This is a genomic window from Listeria grandensis (assembly GCF_014322885.1).
Lineage (GTDB): Bacteria > Bacillota > Bacilli > Lactobacillales > Listeriaceae > Listeria_A > Listeria_A grandensis.
In genome coordinates, this window is sequence record NZ_JAASUG010000017.1 from 1 (window position 1) to 17,774 (window position 17,774).

17 protein-coding genes and 1 rRNA gene are annotated in these 17,774 nt (G+C 45.8%); 3 read left to right on the forward strand and 15 right to left on the reverse strand.

Annotated features, from left to right (window positions below):
• Window positions 1-246 (forward strand): hypothetical protein (locus HCJ54_RS15400; RefSeq protein ID WP_222713045.1); only part of this gene is annotated, 246 nt, incomplete at its 5' end.
• 122 nt (window positions 247-368) lie between these two features.
• The gene (locus tag HCJ54_RS14810) at window positions 369-1,718 is read left to right on the forward strand and encodes a sodium-dependent transporter (protein ID WP_187138194.1); all 1,350 of its coding nucleotides are present in this window, start codon (window positions 369-371) and stop codon (window positions 1,716-1,718) included.
• A gap of 58 nt (window positions 1,719-1,776) precedes the next feature.
• On the opposite strand, the gene HCJ54_RS14815 is transcribed toward HCJ54_RS14810, so the two are convergent.
• Window positions 1,777-2,070, reverse strand: coding sequence for a YerC/YecD family TrpR-related protein (locus tag HCJ54_RS14815; RefSeq protein ID WP_036066355.1), 294 nt, complete (start codon window positions 2,068-2,070; stop codon window positions 1,777-1,779).
• 128 nt (window positions 2,071-2,198) lie between these two features.
• Between HCJ54_RS14815 and HCJ54_RS14820 the strand changes: the two genes are divergently transcribed.
• Complete coding sequence (locus tag HCJ54_RS14820; RefSeq protein WP_187138195.1) at window positions 2,199-4,049, forward strand: DUF2207 domain-containing protein; 1,851 nt, start codon at window positions 2,199-2,201, stop codon at window positions 4,047-4,049.
• Window positions 4,050-4,100: 51 nt separating this feature from the next.
• On the opposite strand, the gene purD is transcribed toward HCJ54_RS14820, so the two are convergent.
• The 14 genes from purD to rrf all read right to left on the reverse strand — a co-directional run.
• The gene (gene purD, locus HCJ54_RS14825) at window positions 4,101-5,363 is read right to left on the reverse strand and encodes a phosphoribosylamine--glycine ligase (RefSeq protein ID WP_187138196.1); all 1,263 of its coding nucleotides are present in this window, start codon (window positions 5,361-5,363) and stop codon (window positions 4,101-4,103) included.
• A 15-nt stretch (window positions 5,364-5,378) separates the two neighbouring features.
• Window positions 5,379-6,908, reverse strand: coding sequence for a bifunctional phosphoribosylaminoimidazolecarboxamide formyltransferase/IMP cyclohydrolase (purH, locus tag HCJ54_RS14830; protein WP_187138197.1), 1,530 nt, complete (start codon window positions 6,906-6,908; stop codon window positions 5,379-5,381).
• Entirely contained in the window at window positions 6,905-7,465 is a 561-nt protein-coding gene (gene purN, locus HCJ54_RS14835; RefSeq protein WP_187138198.1) for a phosphoribosylglycinamide formyltransferase, read from the reverse strand. The genes purH and purN overlap by 4 nt, the downstream gene beginning before the upstream one ends.
• A gap of 1 nt (window position 7,466) precedes the next feature.
• On the reverse strand, window positions 7,467-8,516 hold the full coding sequence (gene purM / locus HCJ54_RS14840) for a phosphoribosylformylglycinamidine cyclo-ligase (RefSeq protein WP_187138199.1): 1,050 nt from the start codon (window positions 8,514-8,516) through the stop codon (window positions 7,467-7,469).
• A gap of 16 nt (window positions 8,517-8,532) precedes the next feature.
• Window positions 8,533-9,963: an amidophosphoribosyltransferase gene (purF, locus tag HCJ54_RS14845; protein ID WP_187138200.1), complete on the reverse strand. Its 1,431-nt coding sequence runs from the start codon at window positions 9,961-9,963 to the stop codon at window positions 8,533-8,535.
• Complete coding sequence (purL, locus tag HCJ54_RS14850) at window positions 9,948-12,173, reverse strand: phosphoribosylformylglycinamidine synthase subunit PurL (RefSeq protein WP_187138201.1); 2,226 nt, start codon at window positions 12,171-12,173, stop codon at window positions 9,948-9,950. Before purL ends, purF begins: the two co-directional genes overlap by 16 nt.
• Window positions 12,166-12,849, reverse strand: a complete 684-nt coding sequence (gene purQ / locus HCJ54_RS14855) for a phosphoribosylformylglycinamidine synthase subunit PurQ (protein WP_185411216.1) — start codon at window positions 12,847-12,849, stop codon at window positions 12,166-12,168. The genes purL and purQ overlap by 8 nt, the downstream gene beginning before the upstream one ends.
• A gap of 2 nt (window positions 12,850-12,851) precedes the next feature.
• Window positions 12,852-13,097, reverse strand: coding sequence for a phosphoribosylformylglycinamidine synthase subunit PurS (gene purS, locus HCJ54_RS14860; RefSeq protein ID WP_036066366.1), 246 nt, complete (start codon window positions 13,095-13,097; stop codon window positions 12,852-12,854).
• Window positions 13,098-13,805, reverse strand: coding sequence for a phosphoribosylaminoimidazolesuccinocarboxamide synthase (gene purC / locus HCJ54_RS14865; RefSeq protein ID WP_185411218.1), 708 nt, complete (start codon window positions 13,803-13,805; stop codon window positions 13,098-13,100).
• 99 nt (window positions 13,806-13,904) lie between these two features.
• The gene (purB, locus tag HCJ54_RS14870; RefSeq protein WP_036066369.1) at window positions 13,905-15,197 is read right to left on the reverse strand and encodes an adenylosuccinate lyase; all 1,293 of its coding nucleotides are present in this window, start codon (window positions 15,195-15,197) and stop codon (window positions 13,905-13,907) included.
• A 19-nt stretch (window positions 15,198-15,216) separates the two neighbouring features.
• Entirely contained in the window at window positions 15,217-16,341 is a 1,125-nt protein-coding gene (purK, locus tag HCJ54_RS14875) for a 5-(carboxyamino)imidazole ribonucleotide synthase (RefSeq protein ID WP_187138202.1), read from the reverse strand.
• Window positions 16,334-16,822, reverse strand: a complete 489-nt coding sequence (gene purE, locus HCJ54_RS14880) for a 5-(carboxyamino)imidazole ribonucleotide mutase (protein ID WP_187138203.1) — start codon at window positions 16,820-16,822, stop codon at window positions 16,334-16,336. The genes purK and purE overlap by 8 nt, the downstream gene beginning before the upstream one ends.
• A gap of 162 nt (window positions 16,823-16,984) precedes the next feature.
• Window positions 16,985-17,524, reverse strand: coding sequence for a DUF2179 domain-containing protein (locus HCJ54_RS14885; protein ID WP_036066373.1), 540 nt, complete (start codon window positions 17,522-17,524; stop codon window positions 16,985-16,987).
• Between the two features lie 181 nt (window positions 17,525-17,705).
• Window positions 17,706-17,774 (reverse strand): 5S ribosomal RNA (gene rrf / locus HCJ54_RS15745); the annotation flags it as partial.

Below are 17,774 nucleotides of genomic sequence, written 5' to 3' on the forward strand. Positions count from 1 at the left end.
TTTGTTTTGCTTCGAACGCTAACTGATGGATTACATACTCGCTCCGCTCCTATGCATATTGGTAGCGTAACTCACTTCTCTTCGCTTCCAGTAGCTATCTTTGTTTTGCTTCGAACGCTAACTGATGGATTACATACTCGCTCCGCTCCTATGCATATTGGTAGCGTAACTCACTTTGTTCGAACGCTACCAACAATTATATCATTTCTAGGTGATAAGCGCACCACATCTAAGATTCTTTTATAAAAATCTTTAACTTTCTTCGCATTAAGTGGATGCAATCAGAATTTTTCTATGCTATGATATTAGTAATATGAATTACTCTCATTTCCATAATCTAGCTTATTTTGTATGAAAGGAAGTCTCTCATGGATAACAATAGAGAACAGTGGGGTTCTAAATTAGGCTTTACGCTCGCATCAGTCGGTGCCGTAATCGGAATCGGAGCTATTTGGAAAATGCCTTATATTGCTGCAAAAACTGGCGGTGGTGCTTTTTTCATTGCTTTCTTTATTCTTACATTTGTCATTGTACTTCCCATTTTAATCGGCGAATACATCATTGGGCGTTCCTCTAAGGGCGATGCCATAAAAGCCTATAAAGTGCTTTCCCCTCAAACACACTGGAATTGGGTCGGAAAACTTGGTGTTCTTGGCTCTAGCTTAGTCCTTGCCATTTATGGAATCGTCGGTGGGTGGACACTCGCTTACATTGTTAAGGTGCTAACGGGCTCGGTCAGCCATATTGATAAAGCGCAGTTGTCATTACAGTTTAGCTTGACAACAGCCAACACAGCCATTGCAATTACAGGTACTGGAATTTTTATCTTGTTAAATATCTTAATTGTCTCGCAAGGGGTGCGCGCCGGTCTTGAAACAGTAAGTAAGATCGTCGTACCAATGCTTTTTATTCTCCTGATCATTCTCACCATTCGTGGTTTGACACTTCCAAATGCGCTCAGTGGGCTAGGACACTTCCTAAAACCAGATTTTTCAGCAATCAACAGTGAAACACTGCTACTCATCCTGGGTCAGTCCTTTTTCTCTTTAAGCGTCGGGATTTCGCTGATGGTCACCTATGGCTCTTATCTAAACCATACGATTAACATTCCAAAAACATCCTCCATCATTGTTTTGTTAAACTTTTTCCTTTCTATACTTGTTGCACTGGCGATTTTCCCTGCCTTACTCTCTTTTGGCTTATCGCCGGATGAAGGACCTGGCATATTATTTGTCGTCTTGCCTTCGATTTTCAACCAGTTACCATTTGGAACAACTTGGTTTGTCGCATTTCTAGTCATGTTCTTTGTCGCGATTCTGTCCTCCAGTTTCTCGTTACTCGAAACAGCGACCGCGCCTTTCATCAACAGATTCAAAAGCCGACCGCTAGCTACTTGGGTTGTCGGTGGCGTTATCTTTCTAGTTGCGATACCAGCTACACTTAGCTTTGGGATTTGGAGTGATATCACCATTTTTGGGCAAACCATCTTTAGAGCCATCGATTATGTAACTACAAATATTATTTTTCCAATTGGTGCACTATTTACAGCGATCTTTGTTGGTTTCAAACTCCCGCGCCAAGCGTTATTTGACGAATTCACGAGCAGTAGTGGTCTAGGGCGTAAAAGCTTTATGGTCTGGCTTTTACTACTCAAATATATTGCACCCATCGCGATCATTTTGATTTTTCTGTCAGCCACAGGGATTATATCGTTTTAACAAAATAGAAAAAGAGGTACGCCTAAAATTGTTCAGTGGCACACCTCTTTTTTACAATTTATTTGTCTTTCATTCGATCAAAAACAACCTCATACATATCATTGCCATAATTCAAAGAACGCTTGACGCGAGAAATCGTTGCCGTACTAGCTCCTGTTTCAGCTTCAATCACATTATATGTCTTGCCTTCATGCAACATGCTAGCCACTTGGAAGCGCTGTGACATCGATTGAATCTCATTTACTGTGCATACATCGTCAAAGAAAGCATAACATTCTTCTAAATTCTCCAGTGCCAAGATCCCTTTAAAAAACGTATCTAGACCTTCACCACGCAATTTTTCTATTTGCATGCGTATACCTCCATTAATTCAGACTCTTCTTCACCATTTTAACGCACTAGTGTGAATAACACAACAAGAAGGTTCAAAAATCCGTTACAATTATGCTATACTAAAATGTATAAAAAGGAGGCTTCAGCATGAAAGCAAAAATTATCTTATTTTTCTCACTCTTATTAATATGCATTGGGATATCTTATTCGTCGGTTTCCGCTGAGCGCTCATTCACAATTCCAAGATACGAGAACCATGTACAGATTCAGCAAGACGGATCTGCAACCATTACAGAAAAAGTGACTTTCGACTTTGATGGAGCCTTTAATGGGGCGACGATGGATATTGACACAGCTGGACTACCACAGATCAAAGACTTGCAAGTATCCGTTGATGGTAGCCCACCTTATGTACAAAGCAATTCTAGCCAGCCTGGAACCTTTATGGCAAATTATGACAATGACATACTCAGAATTAAAGTCTACTCGCCTACCGACACGGCTGTAAAAGAGTTTTCCTATCGCTACACCTTAAAAGATGTTATCACATGCTATAACGATACAGCCGAATTCAATCGAAAACTCGTCGGCACAAACTGGCAAGAGTCGCTCGATCATGTTGCTATAAGTATCACGTTACCAAGCGCTACAAAGAAAGCCGATCTACAAGCTTGGGCACATGGACCACTGGATGACAACATCTCGCTACACAACGAGCAATCCGTAAAACTAACGGCTGATGATGTTAAACCAGGTCAATTTGTTGAAGCACACGTCATTTTTCCAACTAATATCGTACCACTAAACCAAAATATTCAAGCCATTCATAAAAAAGCCGATATCCAGGCACAAGAAGCAAAACTTGCTAATCAAGCCAATGCGAAACGGATGTTTTCCAAAATTATTTTTTACGGTTGTAGTAGCTTCATGTTACTACTCGTGCTTATCGTAATTATCTGGACCTATTTTAAATATACAAAGCCAAGAAAGGCTGCATTTCAAGATAAGTATTTTCACGATATTCCGACAGACCTATCACCAGCAGTCATGAACAAGTTAATCTATTCTAAAACGGGCGCAAACGATATTGTTGCAACCATCATGGATCTTGTGCGCAAAAGGCAACTCACCATCGAAGAGCTCCCAGATGTCTCAGGTAATAAGAAAAAGGCAACCTATATCCTCTCCAAAATACCTGCGCCCTCTCCTATCACACTTCTAAACCATGAAAAAAGATTGATGACATGGCTGATAGAAAAGATTGGTGACGGTGAAAAAGTAACGCTAAAAGAAATCAACGCCTATGCAAAGAAAAATAAAGCCGCCTTCACCAGTTCGTTTACAAGCTGGAAAAATGGTGTCGCTAAAGACGCAAAGGAACACCAATATTTCGATAACAAAGCCAGCTCCAAAGCGAATAAGCTTTTGGCTATCTGTCTATCATGTATTATCTTAATCGGTATTGGCATTATTATTTTCAGCATAGCTACGAGTATTTTTTCCTTGTTTGCTTGTATTACCAGCATTATTACTTTTGCCATCTTGTTTACTTTTTGGGCGACTCAGTTCCCTATCAAAAATCAAATTGGAGCAGAAGAGTTTGCGAAATGGCATGCCTTCAAACGTTATATGAAAGACGTCGGAAATATGGATATGGCAGATGTCGGCTCGATTGCAATTTGGGATCATTACCTTTCCTATTCCATTTCACTTGGCTTGACGAAGGAAGTCCTAAAAGCCGCGTCCATCCGTTTCACCCCAGAGCAAGTACAGCAACAATCTGGTTTACTTTACTATTATTACGGCGGCGCAATGCTCGGCAACGTTCATCACGCGAATATGGATACAGGCTTTGCTGAAAGCTTCCAAAACACTTTTGAAAGCTCATTCAGCGGTGCTATAGCTAGTAGCGCATCTTCCAGTAGCGGTAGTGGTGGCGGATTCAGCGGCGGTTCCAGTGGCGGCAGCGGTGGTGGCTCAGGCGGCGGAGCCTTTTAAAAAACGTGCGATACATCTCAAAATATTTGAGGTATATCGCACGTTTTTACTTTACTTCACTGCTTTTGTTCCAATATCCATTCTGTAAAAGAAATCTGGATTATCTAGCTTTTTCATTTCTTTGTAGAGCTGTTCTTGTGCGGCTGTTATCGAATCTGCCGTTGCCGAAACAAGCAGGACGCGCCCTCCATTAGAAAGATACGCATCACCTTCTTCCGCTCGCTTCGTTCCCGCATGAAAAACCTCGGCCTGAACTTCTTGAAGACCTGTTATTTCCTTCCCCTTCGCGTATGCTTCAGGATATCCTGCACTCGCCAAAACTACACCAAGTGTCACGCCAGCTTCTTTCCACTCTAATATCGGTTCTTGATCGTGCAATAACGCATCAATCACCTTCGCAAAATCAGATTCTAACCGTGGCAAAACAACTTGTGTTTCAGGATCACCGAAACGCGCGTTGAACTCAATCACTTTTGGCCCATCCTCCGTCACGATTAACCCCGCGTACAAAATTCCAGAAAATGAGCGACCCTCTGCAACCATTCCTTTCGCAGCCGGTAACAAAATCTCCTGAATCGCTTCGTCAACTATCGTTTGGGAAATATGCGGTACCGGTGAATAAGCGCCCATTCCGCCCGTATTCGGTCCCTTATCGCCTTCGTAAGCCCGCTTATGATCTTGGGCAATTGCCATCGGATAAACTTTTTCACCACGAACAAAAGCCATTAACGAAAATTCCTCGCCATCCAAAAAGTCCTCTATCACGACCTTCGTTGCAGCCGCACCGAACTTACTATCCAGCAGCATATCTTTTAAAGCAACTATCGCTTCTTCCATATCAAAAGCAACGACTACACCTTTTCCAGCCGCCAAGCCATCCGCTTTAATCACGATCGGCACGCCTTTTTGTTGTAGATAAAGATAGGCTTCTTCATAGTCCGTAAACGATTCTGAGCCCGCCGTTGGGATGTCGTATTTTTTCATAAATTGTTTCGCGAAATCTTTACTTCCCTCAATGAGCGCCGCTTTTTGCGAAGGGCCAAATGCTTTAATTCCGGCTTTTTCAAAATCATCGACTAAACCAGCAAGTAGCGGTACTTCTGGACCCACAATGACCCAGTTCACAGCCTTCTCTTTGGCAAATTCGATAAGTGCAACCGCATCATTCTCTGAAATAGCACACGTCTTGATACCATCGCCAAGCATGCCATCATTTCCAGGCGCGCAGAATACAGACTCTACCGCATCGCTTTCTAGCAGTTTCTTACTGATCGCATGTTCACGCCCACCGCTTCCGACAACTAAAATTTTCATCGTATTACACGCTCCTCAATGTTTGAAATGGCGAACATGCGTAAGAACCATCGCAATACCATACTTATTTGCCATCGCAATCGAATCTTTGTCCTTGATTGAGCCTCCAGGTTGAATGATCGCTTTAATGCCTGCTTTAGCCGCTGCCTCAACGGTATCATCCATTGGGAAGAAGGCATCGGACGCTAGGACCGCACCCTTGGCTTTCTCGCCAGCCTGATGCAACGCAATAAATGCCGAGCCAATCCTGTTCATCTGACCTGCACCAATGCCAAGCGTTTGTTTTTCATTGCCAACGACGATCGCATTCGATTTCACATGCTTCACAATTTTCCACTGGGCAAGAAGCGCATTCCACTCGTTTTCTGATGGTTCTGTGTCCGTCACAACTTCATATGTCGCCGCGTCTTCTGCCACCGCATCGCCATCTTGCAATAATAAGCCGCCAATCACCGACGTTTTTTCCACCGCATTCACTGGCCCTGCAAACGGAACCGTCAACAAGCGAATATTCTTCTTCTGTGATAAAATCGCGAATGCCTCCTCGGAAAAACTCGGCGCAATAATAATCTCTAGGAAAATCTGACTCATATGCGTCGCCGTTGCCGCATCAACTTCCCTATTAATCGCCACAATCCCACCAAAAATCGAGGTCTCATCCGCTTCATAAGCCTTCAAATAAGCCTCTTCTGGCGTCACACCTACGCCTACACCGCACGGATTCATATGTTTCACCGCTACTGCGACAGGTTCTGTAAATTCAGCCGCAATTCGAAGCGCTGCGTCCGTATCGCGAATATTGTTATACGACAACGCTTTGCCATGTAGTTGTTTGGCTTCACTGATAGACGCCGCAACACCTAGCGGTTCTGTATAGAATCCTGCCTGTTGATGCGGATTTTCGCCATATCGCAAATCCTGTTTTTTATTATAAGTTAGCGTTAATTTTTCAGGGAACTCTTCCCCCACGATATCCGTCAAATAGCCTGCAATCAACGCATCGTATGCCGCTGTATGTCGGAAAACTTTCGCTGCCAAGCGCTGATTTGTTTCAAAAGTAACCGCGCCGTGATCACCGAGTTCAGCTAGGACTGGTGCATAATCCACGCTATCGACAACAACCGTCACCGCTGCGTAGTTTTTCGCCGCAGAACGCAACATCGAAGGTCCGCCGATATCGATATTTTCAATCGCCTCACCAAGTTTCACATCAGGTTTTGCAATCGTTTCTTGAAACGGATACAGGTTCACACATACCAAATCGATTTTAGCAATATCATGCGCCTCAATCGCCGCCATATGCGCCGCGTCATCACGACGAGCAAGCAGCCCACCATGAATCGCCGGATGTAGCGTCTTCACGCGTCCATCTAACATCTCTGGAAAATCAGTGACTTCCTCTATTCCAATCACCGAAAGCCCGCTATCCTCTAACGCCTTCTTCGTTCCACCCGTCGAAATAATTTCAAATCCAAGCCCCACTAGCGACTGCGCGAATTCCACGACACCCGTTTTATCTGACACACTAATTAACGCTCTTTTCATGATTGTCCCCCTATTATTTTTTTAACAACTTTCGGATAAAATTGATGCTCTACTTTATGTATTTTCGTCGTGAGTGAATCTGTCGTATCCGCAGGCAAAATAGCGACAGACTGCTGTGCGATAATCGGTCCCGTATCCATTCCCGCGTCCACAAAATGCGCGGTGACACCAGTTTCTGCTACCTTCGCGGCAAATGCCTGACCAATCGCATCTTTCCCAGGAAAAGCAGGTAATAACGACGGATGCAAGTTGACAATCTTATTTTCGTACGCCTCCAGTAAAGTTGGCCCAATCAGACGCATATATCCCGCTAAAACAAGGAATTCTACCCCTGATTCCTGCAATTTAGCGACAATCTCCCGCTCAAAAGCCGCCTTATCCGCAAAAGCCTTCGGAGAGAACAGAAACACTGGAATTCCAGCTGTCTCTGCCCGCTCTAACACAAACGCGCCCGGTTTATCACAAACAAGTAACGCCACCGATTCTTTAATCAACGCATCGTCCACCAACGCCTGAAAATTACTACCCGATCCCGAAGCAAAAATCGCGATTTTCATCTTAATTGCCTCCCGTAAACACGACTTGCGCGCCATCTTGTTTCGGCGTCACTTTTCCAATCGGATATGCTTTTTCACCCTGTTCCTCTAAAATGGCAAGCGTTTGTGCCGCATCTTCCGCCGCAACGACAAGCACCATCCCGATTCCCATATTGAAAATGCCGTACATCTCGTCCGCATCGATTTCCCCATACTTTTGTAGCACATCAAAAATCGGCAAAACAGGCCAAGCATCACGCGTAATCGAGACCGCCAAATCCGCCGGCAACACCCGTGGCAAATTCTCGATAAAGCCGCCACCCGTCACGTGCGAAATCCCGTGCACCGTTACATTTTTAATCACTTCCAAAACAGGTTTCACATAAATCCGCGTTGGCACGAGCAACTCATCCGCAAGCGTCTTGCCCCCAAGCTCCGGCAAAACTGTATCCAGCGCCAAATCATGCTCCTTAAAGAAAATTTTGCGTACCAACGAGTATCCATTACTATGAATTCCACTCGATGCCAAGCCGATCAAGACATCGCCAGCCGCAACCCGCTCGCCCGTAATCACGTCCGCCTTCTCGACCGCACCAACCGTAAAGCCAGCCAAGTCATAATCGTCCGCACCATACATGTCCGGCATCTCCGCCGTCTCACCACCAACAAGCGCGCACCCAGCCAACTCGCAACCGTCCGCAACACCTTTGACAATCTGCTCCATCTTGCCCGGAATCGTTTTCCCCGTCGCAATATAATCCAAGAAGAAAAGCGGTTCCGCGCCCTGCGCCAAGATATCATTCACACACATCGCGACACAATCCACGCCAATCGTATCGTGCTTATCCGCCTCAATCGCAAGCAGCAACTTCGTACCAACGCCATCCGTCCCCGAAACAAGCACAGGTTCACGCAAGCCAAGCCCACTAAGATCAAACATCCCGCCAAACGAACCAATCGCGCCCATCACACCGTTACGCTTCGTGCGAGCCACATGTTTTTGAATCCGCTCCACAACCTCATAACCCGCCTCTACATCGACGCCAGCCTTACTATACGCATTCTCTGCCATTTGCAAAATTCCCCTCTCAACGTGACTCGGCTTCTAAACTCGCCAAATATTCTTTTTCATAATCAAATAATTCCGTCGGGTAATCCCCGTTAAAATATGCCATACAAAGTCCGCCATAAGGCTCATTCGGATACGGCTTACCAACCGCTTCCACAAGCCCATCCTCCGACAAATACGTCAGCGAATCCGCACCGATAATCCGGCAAATCTCATCCACCGAATAATTCGCCGCAATCAACTCACTCCGCGTTTGAATATCAATCCCATAAAAACAAGGAAAAGCAAGCGGTGGAGACGCAATCCGAACATGCACTTCCGCAGCACCTGCCTCACGCAATAATTGCACAATCCGGCGACTCGTCGTCCCGCGCACAATCGAATCATCAATCATGACCACCCGTTTGCCCTCGACAACGCCGCGTACCGCTGACAATTTCATTTTCACACCTTGTTCCCGCAACTCCTGTGACGGCTCAATAAACGTCCGCGCCACATAACGGTTCTTAATCAAGCCCAGCTCGTACGGAATGCCAGTTTCCTCCGCATACCCAATCGCCGCCGAAATACTTGAATCAGGAACCCCCGTCACCACATCCGCCTCAACAAAAGCCTCCTGCGCCAACCGTTTCCCCATCCGTTTTCGCGCTGAATGGACATTAATTCCCGCAATATTCGAGTCAGGACGCGCAAAATACACATATTCCATACTACAAATCGAATGCTTCACGTCTTCCGTGAACTTCTCAATATGCAACCCATCATCATTAATAATAATCAGCTCACCCGGCTCCACATCACGCACAAACTCCGCGCCAACCGTATCAAACGCACACGTCTCCGAAGCAATCACATACGAATCACCAATTTTCCCAATCGAAAGCGGTCGGAAACCATTCGGATCAAGCGCTGCAATCAACTCATTCTCCGTCAAAAGGATATACGCAAAACCACCCTTGACCTTGTTCAGCGCCACCTTCAAATCCTCTACGAACGATCCCGTCTGGCTACGTTTCAACAAATGCGCCAGGACCTCCGTATCCGAACTCGTCTGAAAAATCGCGCCTTCCTCTTCCAACTCCTGCCGAAGCGTCTGCGCATTAATCAAATTCCCATTATGCGCCAGCGCCAGACTCGAATTATGAAAGTGGAATAAAAACGGTTGAACATTACTCAAACTCTTGCCACCAGCCGTCGCATAACGCACATGACCGATCGCCGATTTCCCGACAAGTTCGTCGAGTTCCCCGTGCTTAAACACATCCGCAAGCAGGCCCAAGTTACGATGCCCCTTTAGCGTCACGCCATCCGTCGACACAATCCCAGCACCCTCTTGCCCACGATGCTGCAGACTATGCAAACCGTAATACGTAATATGCGCCGCACTCGGATGATTCCAAATCCCGAAAATACCACATTCCTCGTTCAATCCTCTTATTTCAGTAGACATGGAATAGCCCCTTCCCAAACTTGTTTTAACGCACTAAGTTCGGCTTTAATTGCTGATTTTTCCGTTTGCACCACCAATTGTGGCACCTCTGTGACCTCGCCTAAACGCACCACTTTCTCCGTTTCAAACAACTGCTCGAATTTCGCAGCATCGTCCGCTTTCACCGATACCAAGAAACGCGATTGCGACTCACTGAAAAGCAATTCCTCTGAAAAAGGTACCTTGATCGCCGCGCCTAAATCATTCGCAAAACCTGCCTCAGCAAGCGCCACCGCAAGACCACCTTCTGCCAAATCATGCGCCGAAGCAACAAGACCTTCCTGAATCGCCGTCAATAAGAACTGCTGATAATGCTTCTCCATCTGTAGATCAAGCTCAGGCGCGCGTCCACTAATTTTGCCTTGTTCCAATTTTTGCAATTCCGAACCGCTAAATTCTGGCTTCGTTTCGCCGATCAAATAAATCACATCGCCAGCCGCTTTGAAACCTTGCGTCGTAATATGCGCCACATCCTCAACTAAACCAACCATTCCAATCACCGGCGTCGGATAAATACCTTCCCCATCCGTCTCATTATACATCGAAACATTCCCTGAAATGACTGGCGTATCAAGCGCTAAACAAGCCGCACTAATCCCGTCCGCTGCCTTCTCAATCTCCCAGAAAATCTCCGGTTTCTCTGGATTCCCAAAATTCAGACCATCCGTAATCGCCAGCGGTTTCGCACCCGAACAAACAATATTCCGAGCCGCTTCTGCAACCGCAATCTGGCCACCTTTTTCAGGATCCAAGTAGAGATATCGTGAATTACAATCCGTCGTCATCGCAATGGCCTTATTCGTCCCACGAACCCGTAAAACAGCCGCATCCGAACCAGGCGCAACCGCCGTATTCGTCCGAACTTGATAATCAAATTGCTCATAAATATGACGCTTACTCGCAATCGTTGGCTGTCCAAGTAACGCTTTCCATGTCGCCACAACATCCGTCACAACTGGCGCAAAAGCCTCTTCCGCTTGGAAATCACGATAACGCTTTGGCTCCGATGAAGGTTTATGATACACAGGCGCATCCTCAGCTAGCGCGTCAACCGGAACGTTCGCCACGATTTCCCCGTGATGCACAATTTTGTACATCTTATCATCCGTCACCGTTCCAATCGTTACAGCCTCCAAGCCATAACGCTCAAACAACGCTTTAATCTCCGCCTCATGTCCTTTTTTCACACATAAAAGCATCCGTTCCTGCGACTCCGAAAGCAACATTTCATACGCCGACATATGCGTTTCCCGTTGCGGCACATCGTCCATAATGAGCTCCAAGCCCGATCCAGCCTTCGATGCCATCTCCGAACTCGAACTCACCAAGCCCGCCGCGCCCATATCCTGAATTCCAATCAAAATATCCGAATGATCACGAATCAAGTCCAGACACGCCTCCAGCAACAATTTCTCCATAAACGGGTCCCCTACTTGAACCGCCGAACGCTGCTGCTCGCCTTCTTCACTAAATTCCACCGAGGCAAAAGTAGCCCCATGTATCCCGTCGCGCCCCGTTTTCGCACCAACATACATCACCGGATTACCAACGCCAACCGCCTGACCTTTTTGAATATCCTCTTTTGCAATCAAGCCCACACACATCGCGTTCACCAATGGATTCTTCGCATAACACGGATCAAACTGCACCTCACCGCCAACCGTCGGAATCCCAATCGAGTTCCCGTAACCAGCAATCCCAGCCACGACCTCGTTCACCAAATATTTCGTATGCGGATTATCAATCTCACCAAAACGAAGCGAATTCAGCATCGCAATCGGACGCGCACCCATCGAGAACACATCACGAATAATCCCGCCAACACCAGTCGCAGCGCCTTGATACGGCTCCACATAAGATGGATGATTATGGCTCTCCACTTTAAACGCAACGCCCAGTCCATCACCAATATCCACAATCCCAGCACCCTCACCAGGACCTTGCAACACTTGCGGGCCCTCCGTCGGGAACTTGCGCAACACCGGTTTTGAATTTTTATAACTACAATGTTCCGACCACATCACCGAAAACAAACCCGTCTCCGTATAGTTCGGCTTCCGTTTCAAAATATCACAAACAAGACCATACTCACTCTCACTGAGCCCCATTGTCTCATAAATTTTCTGCTCCTCAATTTGCGCCGCTGACGGTTCCTGATTCACATTAAGCATGTACTTGTTCCTCCTTCCAAGCCTTCAACATCGATTTAAAAACGCCAAGTCCAGCCGTTCCACCAACAACGTCCTCCACAGCACGCTCCGGATGCGGCATCATGCCTAGTACATTCCCGGCCTTATTCGTAATCCCAGCAATATTCGCAATACTTCCATTAGGGTTTTCCGACGCATACGTGAACACAATTTGCCCATTCGCCCGCAATTCTGCAAGCGTAGCATCATCACAATAATAATTCCCCTCACCATGCGCCACAGGAATCCGAATTTCTTCCCCCGCCTCATATTCCGACGTAAACATCGTCCCCGCATTCTCCACACGCAAACTCACTGTTTTACAAACAAAATGTAAGTTATTATTTCGAATCAAAGCACCAGGAAGCAAGCCACTCTCCGCCAAAATTTGAAACCCATTACAAACACCAAGTACAGGCTTACCCGTTTCCGCAAACCGCACCACTTCCGGCATAATATTCGCAAATTTCGCAATCGCACCCGTCCGCAAGTAATCCCCATATGAGAATCCACCAGGAATCATTACCGCATCAAAACCGTCTAAACTCGTCTCCGCATGCCACACATATTCCGCCTCTTCACCGAGCGCATCTTGAATCGCATGCAACATATCTAAATCACAATTCGAACCTGGAAATTGAATGACCGCAAATTTCATCCTTAAGCCTCCTCAATTTCATAACGATAATCTTCCATCACTGGGTTTGTCAGCAACTTATCACACATTTCATCCAAGACCGCATGAATGTCACGATCCGATTTCGCCACTTGAAGCTCCATGTATTTCCCAATCCGTACATCCTCAACCTCGCCGTAATTCAAACTTTTCAGCGACCCCATCACAGCAGTCCCCTGAGGATCCAACACACTTTTCTTCAACGTCACAAACACCTTCACATTATACATTCAAACAACCTCCTTTAATCTTTTCAAAACTTCCTCGTAAACCGCAGTTAAATTCCCAATATTCCGACGAAAGACATCCTTATCCAACTTGGCATTCGTATCCCGATCCCATAATCGGCACGTATCTGGCGAAATCTCATCCGCAAGCAAAATATTCCCATTCTCATCACGCCCAAATTCCAATTTGAAATCAATCAGCGTAATATTCATTTTTGCGAATAATTCACATAAAGCCACATTTATCTCAAGCGCCGCCTGCTTCAAAATCGCAATCTCATCCTCCGTCGCCGCCTCCAAATAAAGCACATGCGCGTCATTAATAAACGGATCATCCAGTGCATCATCCTTATAATAAAACTCCACGATTGGTTGCAGCGCCTGCGTCCCCTCAGGAACCCCAAGACGTTTCGCCAGACTCCCAGCAATCACATTCCGCACCACAACCTCAAGCGGAATAATCTCTACAGAACGCACCAACTGCTCCGTATCAGACAATTGCTCCACAAAATGGCTCTTAATCCCCACTTCTTCCAAATATGTAAAAATCCGCGACGTAATCTCGTTATTCAAACGCCCCTTACTCGCAAAACTCTCCTTACGTTCCCCATTCAGCGCCGTCGCATCGTCCTTATAAGCTACCCGCAACACACCATCCTGATCCGTACTAAACAACCGTTTCGCTTTTCCCTCATACAATAAATTCGCCACTGCTAAAAGTCTCCTTTTTCATTTCGAATTTTGACCTGAATAAAGCATGAAAAACCATGAAGACACCGTAACCCTCCATAGTTTTTCATGATGCCGTCCTTAAAGTCCCAAGCGGTTAAAAATCATATCTACCTGCTTCAAATGATAGTTATAATCGAAGCAAGCATCCATTTCTTCCTTAGAAAGACGATCCGTAATCTTCGGTTCCGCCTCAACCAGCGTCTTAAACGGCACTTGCGTCTCCCAAGCTTCCATCGCCTTAGGTTGCACCGTATCATACGCCTCTTCACGAGCCATCCCCTTATCGATCAACGTCAACAGCACACGTTGTGAATAAATAAGACCCAGCGTCCGATCCATATTACGCTTCATATTCTCCGGGAACACCGTCAGATTCTTCACGATATTACCAAAACGATTCAAGATATAATCAAGCAAAATCGTCGCATCCGGCAAAATAATCCGTTCCGCAGACGAATGCGAAATATCACGCTCATGCCACAGCGGCACATTCTCATACGCCGTCACCATATGCCCGCGAATCACACGCGCTAAGCCTGTCACATTCTCCGAACCAATCGGGTTACGCTTATGCGGCATCGCAGAAGACCCTTTTTGCCCCTTCGCAAAAAACTCTTCCACCTCACGAACCTCACTCTTTTGAAGCGCACGAACCTCCACAGCAAATTTCTCCACAGAAGTCGCAATCAAAGCCAGCGTCGCCATATAATCCGCATGACGATCCCGTTGCAGTGTCTGCGTTGAAATCGGAGCCGGCGTCGTACCTAATTTCGCGCAAACATACTCCTCCACAAAAGGATCAATGTTCGCGTACGTCCCAACAGCCCCAGAAATCTTCCCGAATTCCACGCCATCAGCAGAACGGTTAAACCGCTCCAAATTCCGCTTCATTTCCTCATGCCAAAGCGCCAACTTCAAGCCAAACGTCGTCGGTTCCGCGTGCACACCATGCGTCCGCCCCATACAAACCGTATGCTTATGCTCCTTCGCCTTGTTCGCTAAAATCTCAATAAAGCGCTCCAGATCCGCACGCAAAATCGCATTCGCCTGCTTCAAAATATACGAGTTCGCTGTATCCACAACATCCGTCGAAGTCAAACCATAATGTACCCACTTACGCTCCTCACCAAGCGATTCAGAAACACTTCTCGTAAATGCCACAACATCGTGACGCGTTTCCAATTCAATCTCCTGAATGCGTGCCACATCAAACGTTGCGTTCTCCCGAATCTTCGCTACATCCTCTTTTGGAATATCGCCAAGTTCCGCCCAAGCCTCACAAGCTAGAATCTCCACCTCGAGCCATGCCTGAAAACGATTTTGCTCCGTCCAAATATTGCCCATTTCTTCTCTCGTATATCTCTCAATCATCGTTTCTCAAATCCCCCAATTAAATCCAAATTTGCGACGCGCGCATTTTTTCAACCTCTACCAGCGGATTATCACAGAGCACCGTAATGTGCCCCATTTTGCGATCAATCTTCGCCTCTTGTTTCCCATAATAATGAACAAACCACTCTGGATGATCCGCGAGAACCGCATTGACACCATCCACATGCTGCCCTAAAATATTCACCATCATCGCTGGGCGCAATAACTCCACCTCAAGCAACGGCAAGCCCGCGATCGCCCTAATATGCTGCGTAAATTGCGAAATATTACAAGCCTCAATCGAAAAATGTCCTGAGTTATGCGGTCTAGGCGCTAGCTCGTTCACGTAAATCGCACCAGAAGCCGTCACAAACATCTCTACAGCCAAAACACCTTCCAAATGCAGATACTCTGCCAGTTTCACCGCAATAGTCTCTGCCTCATGTACCGACTCTGAGTCAAGCGTAGGTGGGACAACCGTCGTATGCAAAATATTATTCTTGTGATCATTTTCTGCCACAGGGAACGTCTCCATTTGACCAGTGGCATTCCGCGCCACAATCACGGAAATTTCGCGTTCAAACGGAATCCAAGCCTCCAATACACAAGTACCGAAACGTAAAAGCTCAGCTGCCTTATCAATATCTTCCTCATTATGAATGACATATTGACCCTTACCATCATAGCCGCCCTGCGTCGTTTTAAGCACCGCTGGGTACCCTAAACTACTAATACGTTGCACAATATCATCCTTGTCTACAATCACCGCATACGGCGCCAGATTAATGTTAATCGACTCCAAGTACGCCTTTTCTAAAATACGATCTTGCGTAATAGATAATAGCTCCGAACCTTGCGGAACACGAACAATGTCCTCAATCGAACGAATCGCGTCATTATCCACATTTTCAAATTCATAAGTTACAACATCACTTTTTTCAGCCAATTCTTTCAAAGCCGCCAAATCCGTATAATTTGCAACAATCTGCTCATCTGCTACTTGCGCACAAGGAGCATCCACCGTCGGATCAAGTACAACCACTCGGAATCCCATTGCCTTCGCTGCAAGTGCCATCATTCTGCCTAACTGGCCGCCTCCGATAATTCCAATCGTGCTGTTTGGTAATAAATACGTTTTACTCAAGAGAATCACTACTTTCTAGAACATTTTCTTCTAGTGTATCACGTCTATTTTCCAAACGGCTAGCAATTACCTCATTTTCCACCGATAAAATTTGCGCAGCGAGCAATCCAGCATTTACCGCACCCGCCTCACCTATTGCGACAGTAGCGACTGGAACCCCACCAGGCATCTGAACAATCGATAATAAAGAATCGAGTCCATTTAACGCCTTGGACTTCATCGGAACACCAATAACTGGTAAAGTAGTCTTCGCAGCAACCATTCCTGGCAAATGTGCCGCACCACCAGCTCCTGCAATAATAACCTTAACTCCACGACTTCTAGCATTTTCAGCATATGTAAACATTAAATCGGGTGTGCGGTGCGCTGAAACAACCTTTTTCTCATACGCTATTCCGAGCTCTTCCAATACCTCACATGCCTTCTTCATCGTCTCCCAATCAGAAGTACTTCCCATAATGACACCAACTTGTGCACACATTCAATGTTCAACTCCTCATTATTTCATTGTCACTCAACACCTTCATTCTAACAATAGCTGTAAGTAAAGTCAATAATAAAATCGAACAATATATACAAACATTACTTTAACGTTCGTGTTTTAGTGTTTTTAAGACAAAAAAAAGCAACTCTCCTTAGAAAGTCACTTTTTCTTAACCCCGCCACGCACTTGTTTAACCCAAAAACCACCATAGATTTGTTTGGGTTCCGAAGACACAATAAAAGCCTTATCATCGATCGCAATAATGCGTTGGTACAATTTATTTTCATTCTTCCGCGGAGTTAGTATCTCAAGCATCATCCGCTCTCCATCACGCCCACTTGCCAGCCAGCTTGTAACACCATATCCCGCATTCCTAATCTGATTCGCTAGATCTAAGTTATAGTCCTTCGTAATCACATTCACTGTAATATAACCCAACGCAAGTCTTTCCTCAATCTTCATGCCCACAATAATCCCGACACCAAAACCAAGCGCATACGCCGCGATATTCGCTATATCATCTAGATTACTCATAACCATGCCAAGCGCTACAATATAGACCACAATCTCAAACACGCTCACAATTGCCGCACGATATCGATACCCTTTCATCGTCATTAACAACCTAACCGTATTTAAAGATACATACAGAATGTTAATAATAAAAATTGTCAGTACCATTACGACAGCTTCTCCCATAATAATTCCCCCTTATGTATAACGCCATATTCCTATTTTTCACTAAAACCAATTTTTCAAACCTAACGATAACTTAATTCAGGCCAAATATCCATCTAAACCAGTAGCATCTATCATAAAATTAATTACGTAAGCCAAACAAAAAAGTACCCATTTTTAAAATGAGTACCCTAAATACATTGCCCGGCGACGACCTACTCTCACAGGGGGAAGCCCCCTACTACCATCGGCGCTGAAAAGCTTAACTTCC

Bases quoted from the DNA above. Each gene is read 5' to 3' on its own strand.
- HCJ54_RS14810 (WP_187138194.1), top strand. From the start codon at position 369: ATGGATAACAATAGAGAACAGTGGGGTTCTAAATTAGGCTTTACGCTC.
- HCJ54_RS14815 (WP_036066355.1), bottom strand. From the start codon at position 2,070: ATGCAAATAGAAAAATTGCGTGGTGAAGGTCTAGATACGTTTTTTAAA.
- HCJ54_RS14820 (WP_187138195.1), top strand. From the start codon at position 2,199: ATGAAAGCAAAAATTATCTTATTTTTCTCACTCTTATTAATATGCATT.
- purD (WP_187138196.1), bottom strand. From the start codon at position 5,363: ATGAAAATTTTAGTTGTCGGAAGCGGTGGGCGTGAACATGCGATCAGT.
- purH (WP_187138197.1), bottom strand. From the start codon at position 6,908: ATGAAAAGAGCGTTAATTAGTGTGTCAGATAAAACGGGTGTCGTGGAA.
- purN (WP_187138198.1), bottom strand. From the start codon at position 7,465: ATGAAAATCGCGATTTTTGCTTCGGGATCGGGTAGTAATTTTCAGGCG.
- purM (WP_187138199.1), bottom strand. From the start codon at position 8,516: ATGGCAGAGAATGCGTATAGTAAGGCTGGCGTCGATGTAGAGGCGGGT.
- purF (WP_187138200.1), bottom strand. From the start codon at position 9,963: ATGTCTACTGAAATAAGAGGATTGAACGAGGAATGTGGTATTTTCGGG.
- purL (WP_187138201.1), bottom strand. From the start codon at position 12,173: ATGCTTAATGTGAATCAGGAACCGTCAGCGGCGCAAATTGAGGAGCAG.
- purQ (WP_185411216.1), bottom strand. From the start codon at position 12,849: ATGAAATTTGCGGTCATTCAATTTCCAGGTTCGAATTGTGATTTAGAT.
- purS (WP_036066366.1), bottom strand. From the start codon at position 13,097: ATGTATAATGTGAAGGTGTTTGTGACGTTGAAGAAAAGTGTGTTGGAT.
- purB (WP_036066369.1), bottom strand. From the start codon at position 15,197: ATGATTGAGAGATATACGAGAGAAGAAATGGGCAATATTTGGACGGAG.
- purE (WP_187138203.1), bottom strand. From the start codon at position 16,822: ATGTGTGCACAAGTTGGTGTCATTATGGGAAGTACTTCTGATTGGGAG.
- HCJ54_RS14885 (WP_036066373.1), bottom strand. From the start codon at position 17,524: ATGGGAGAAGCTGTCGTAATGGTACTGACAATTTTTATTATTAACATT.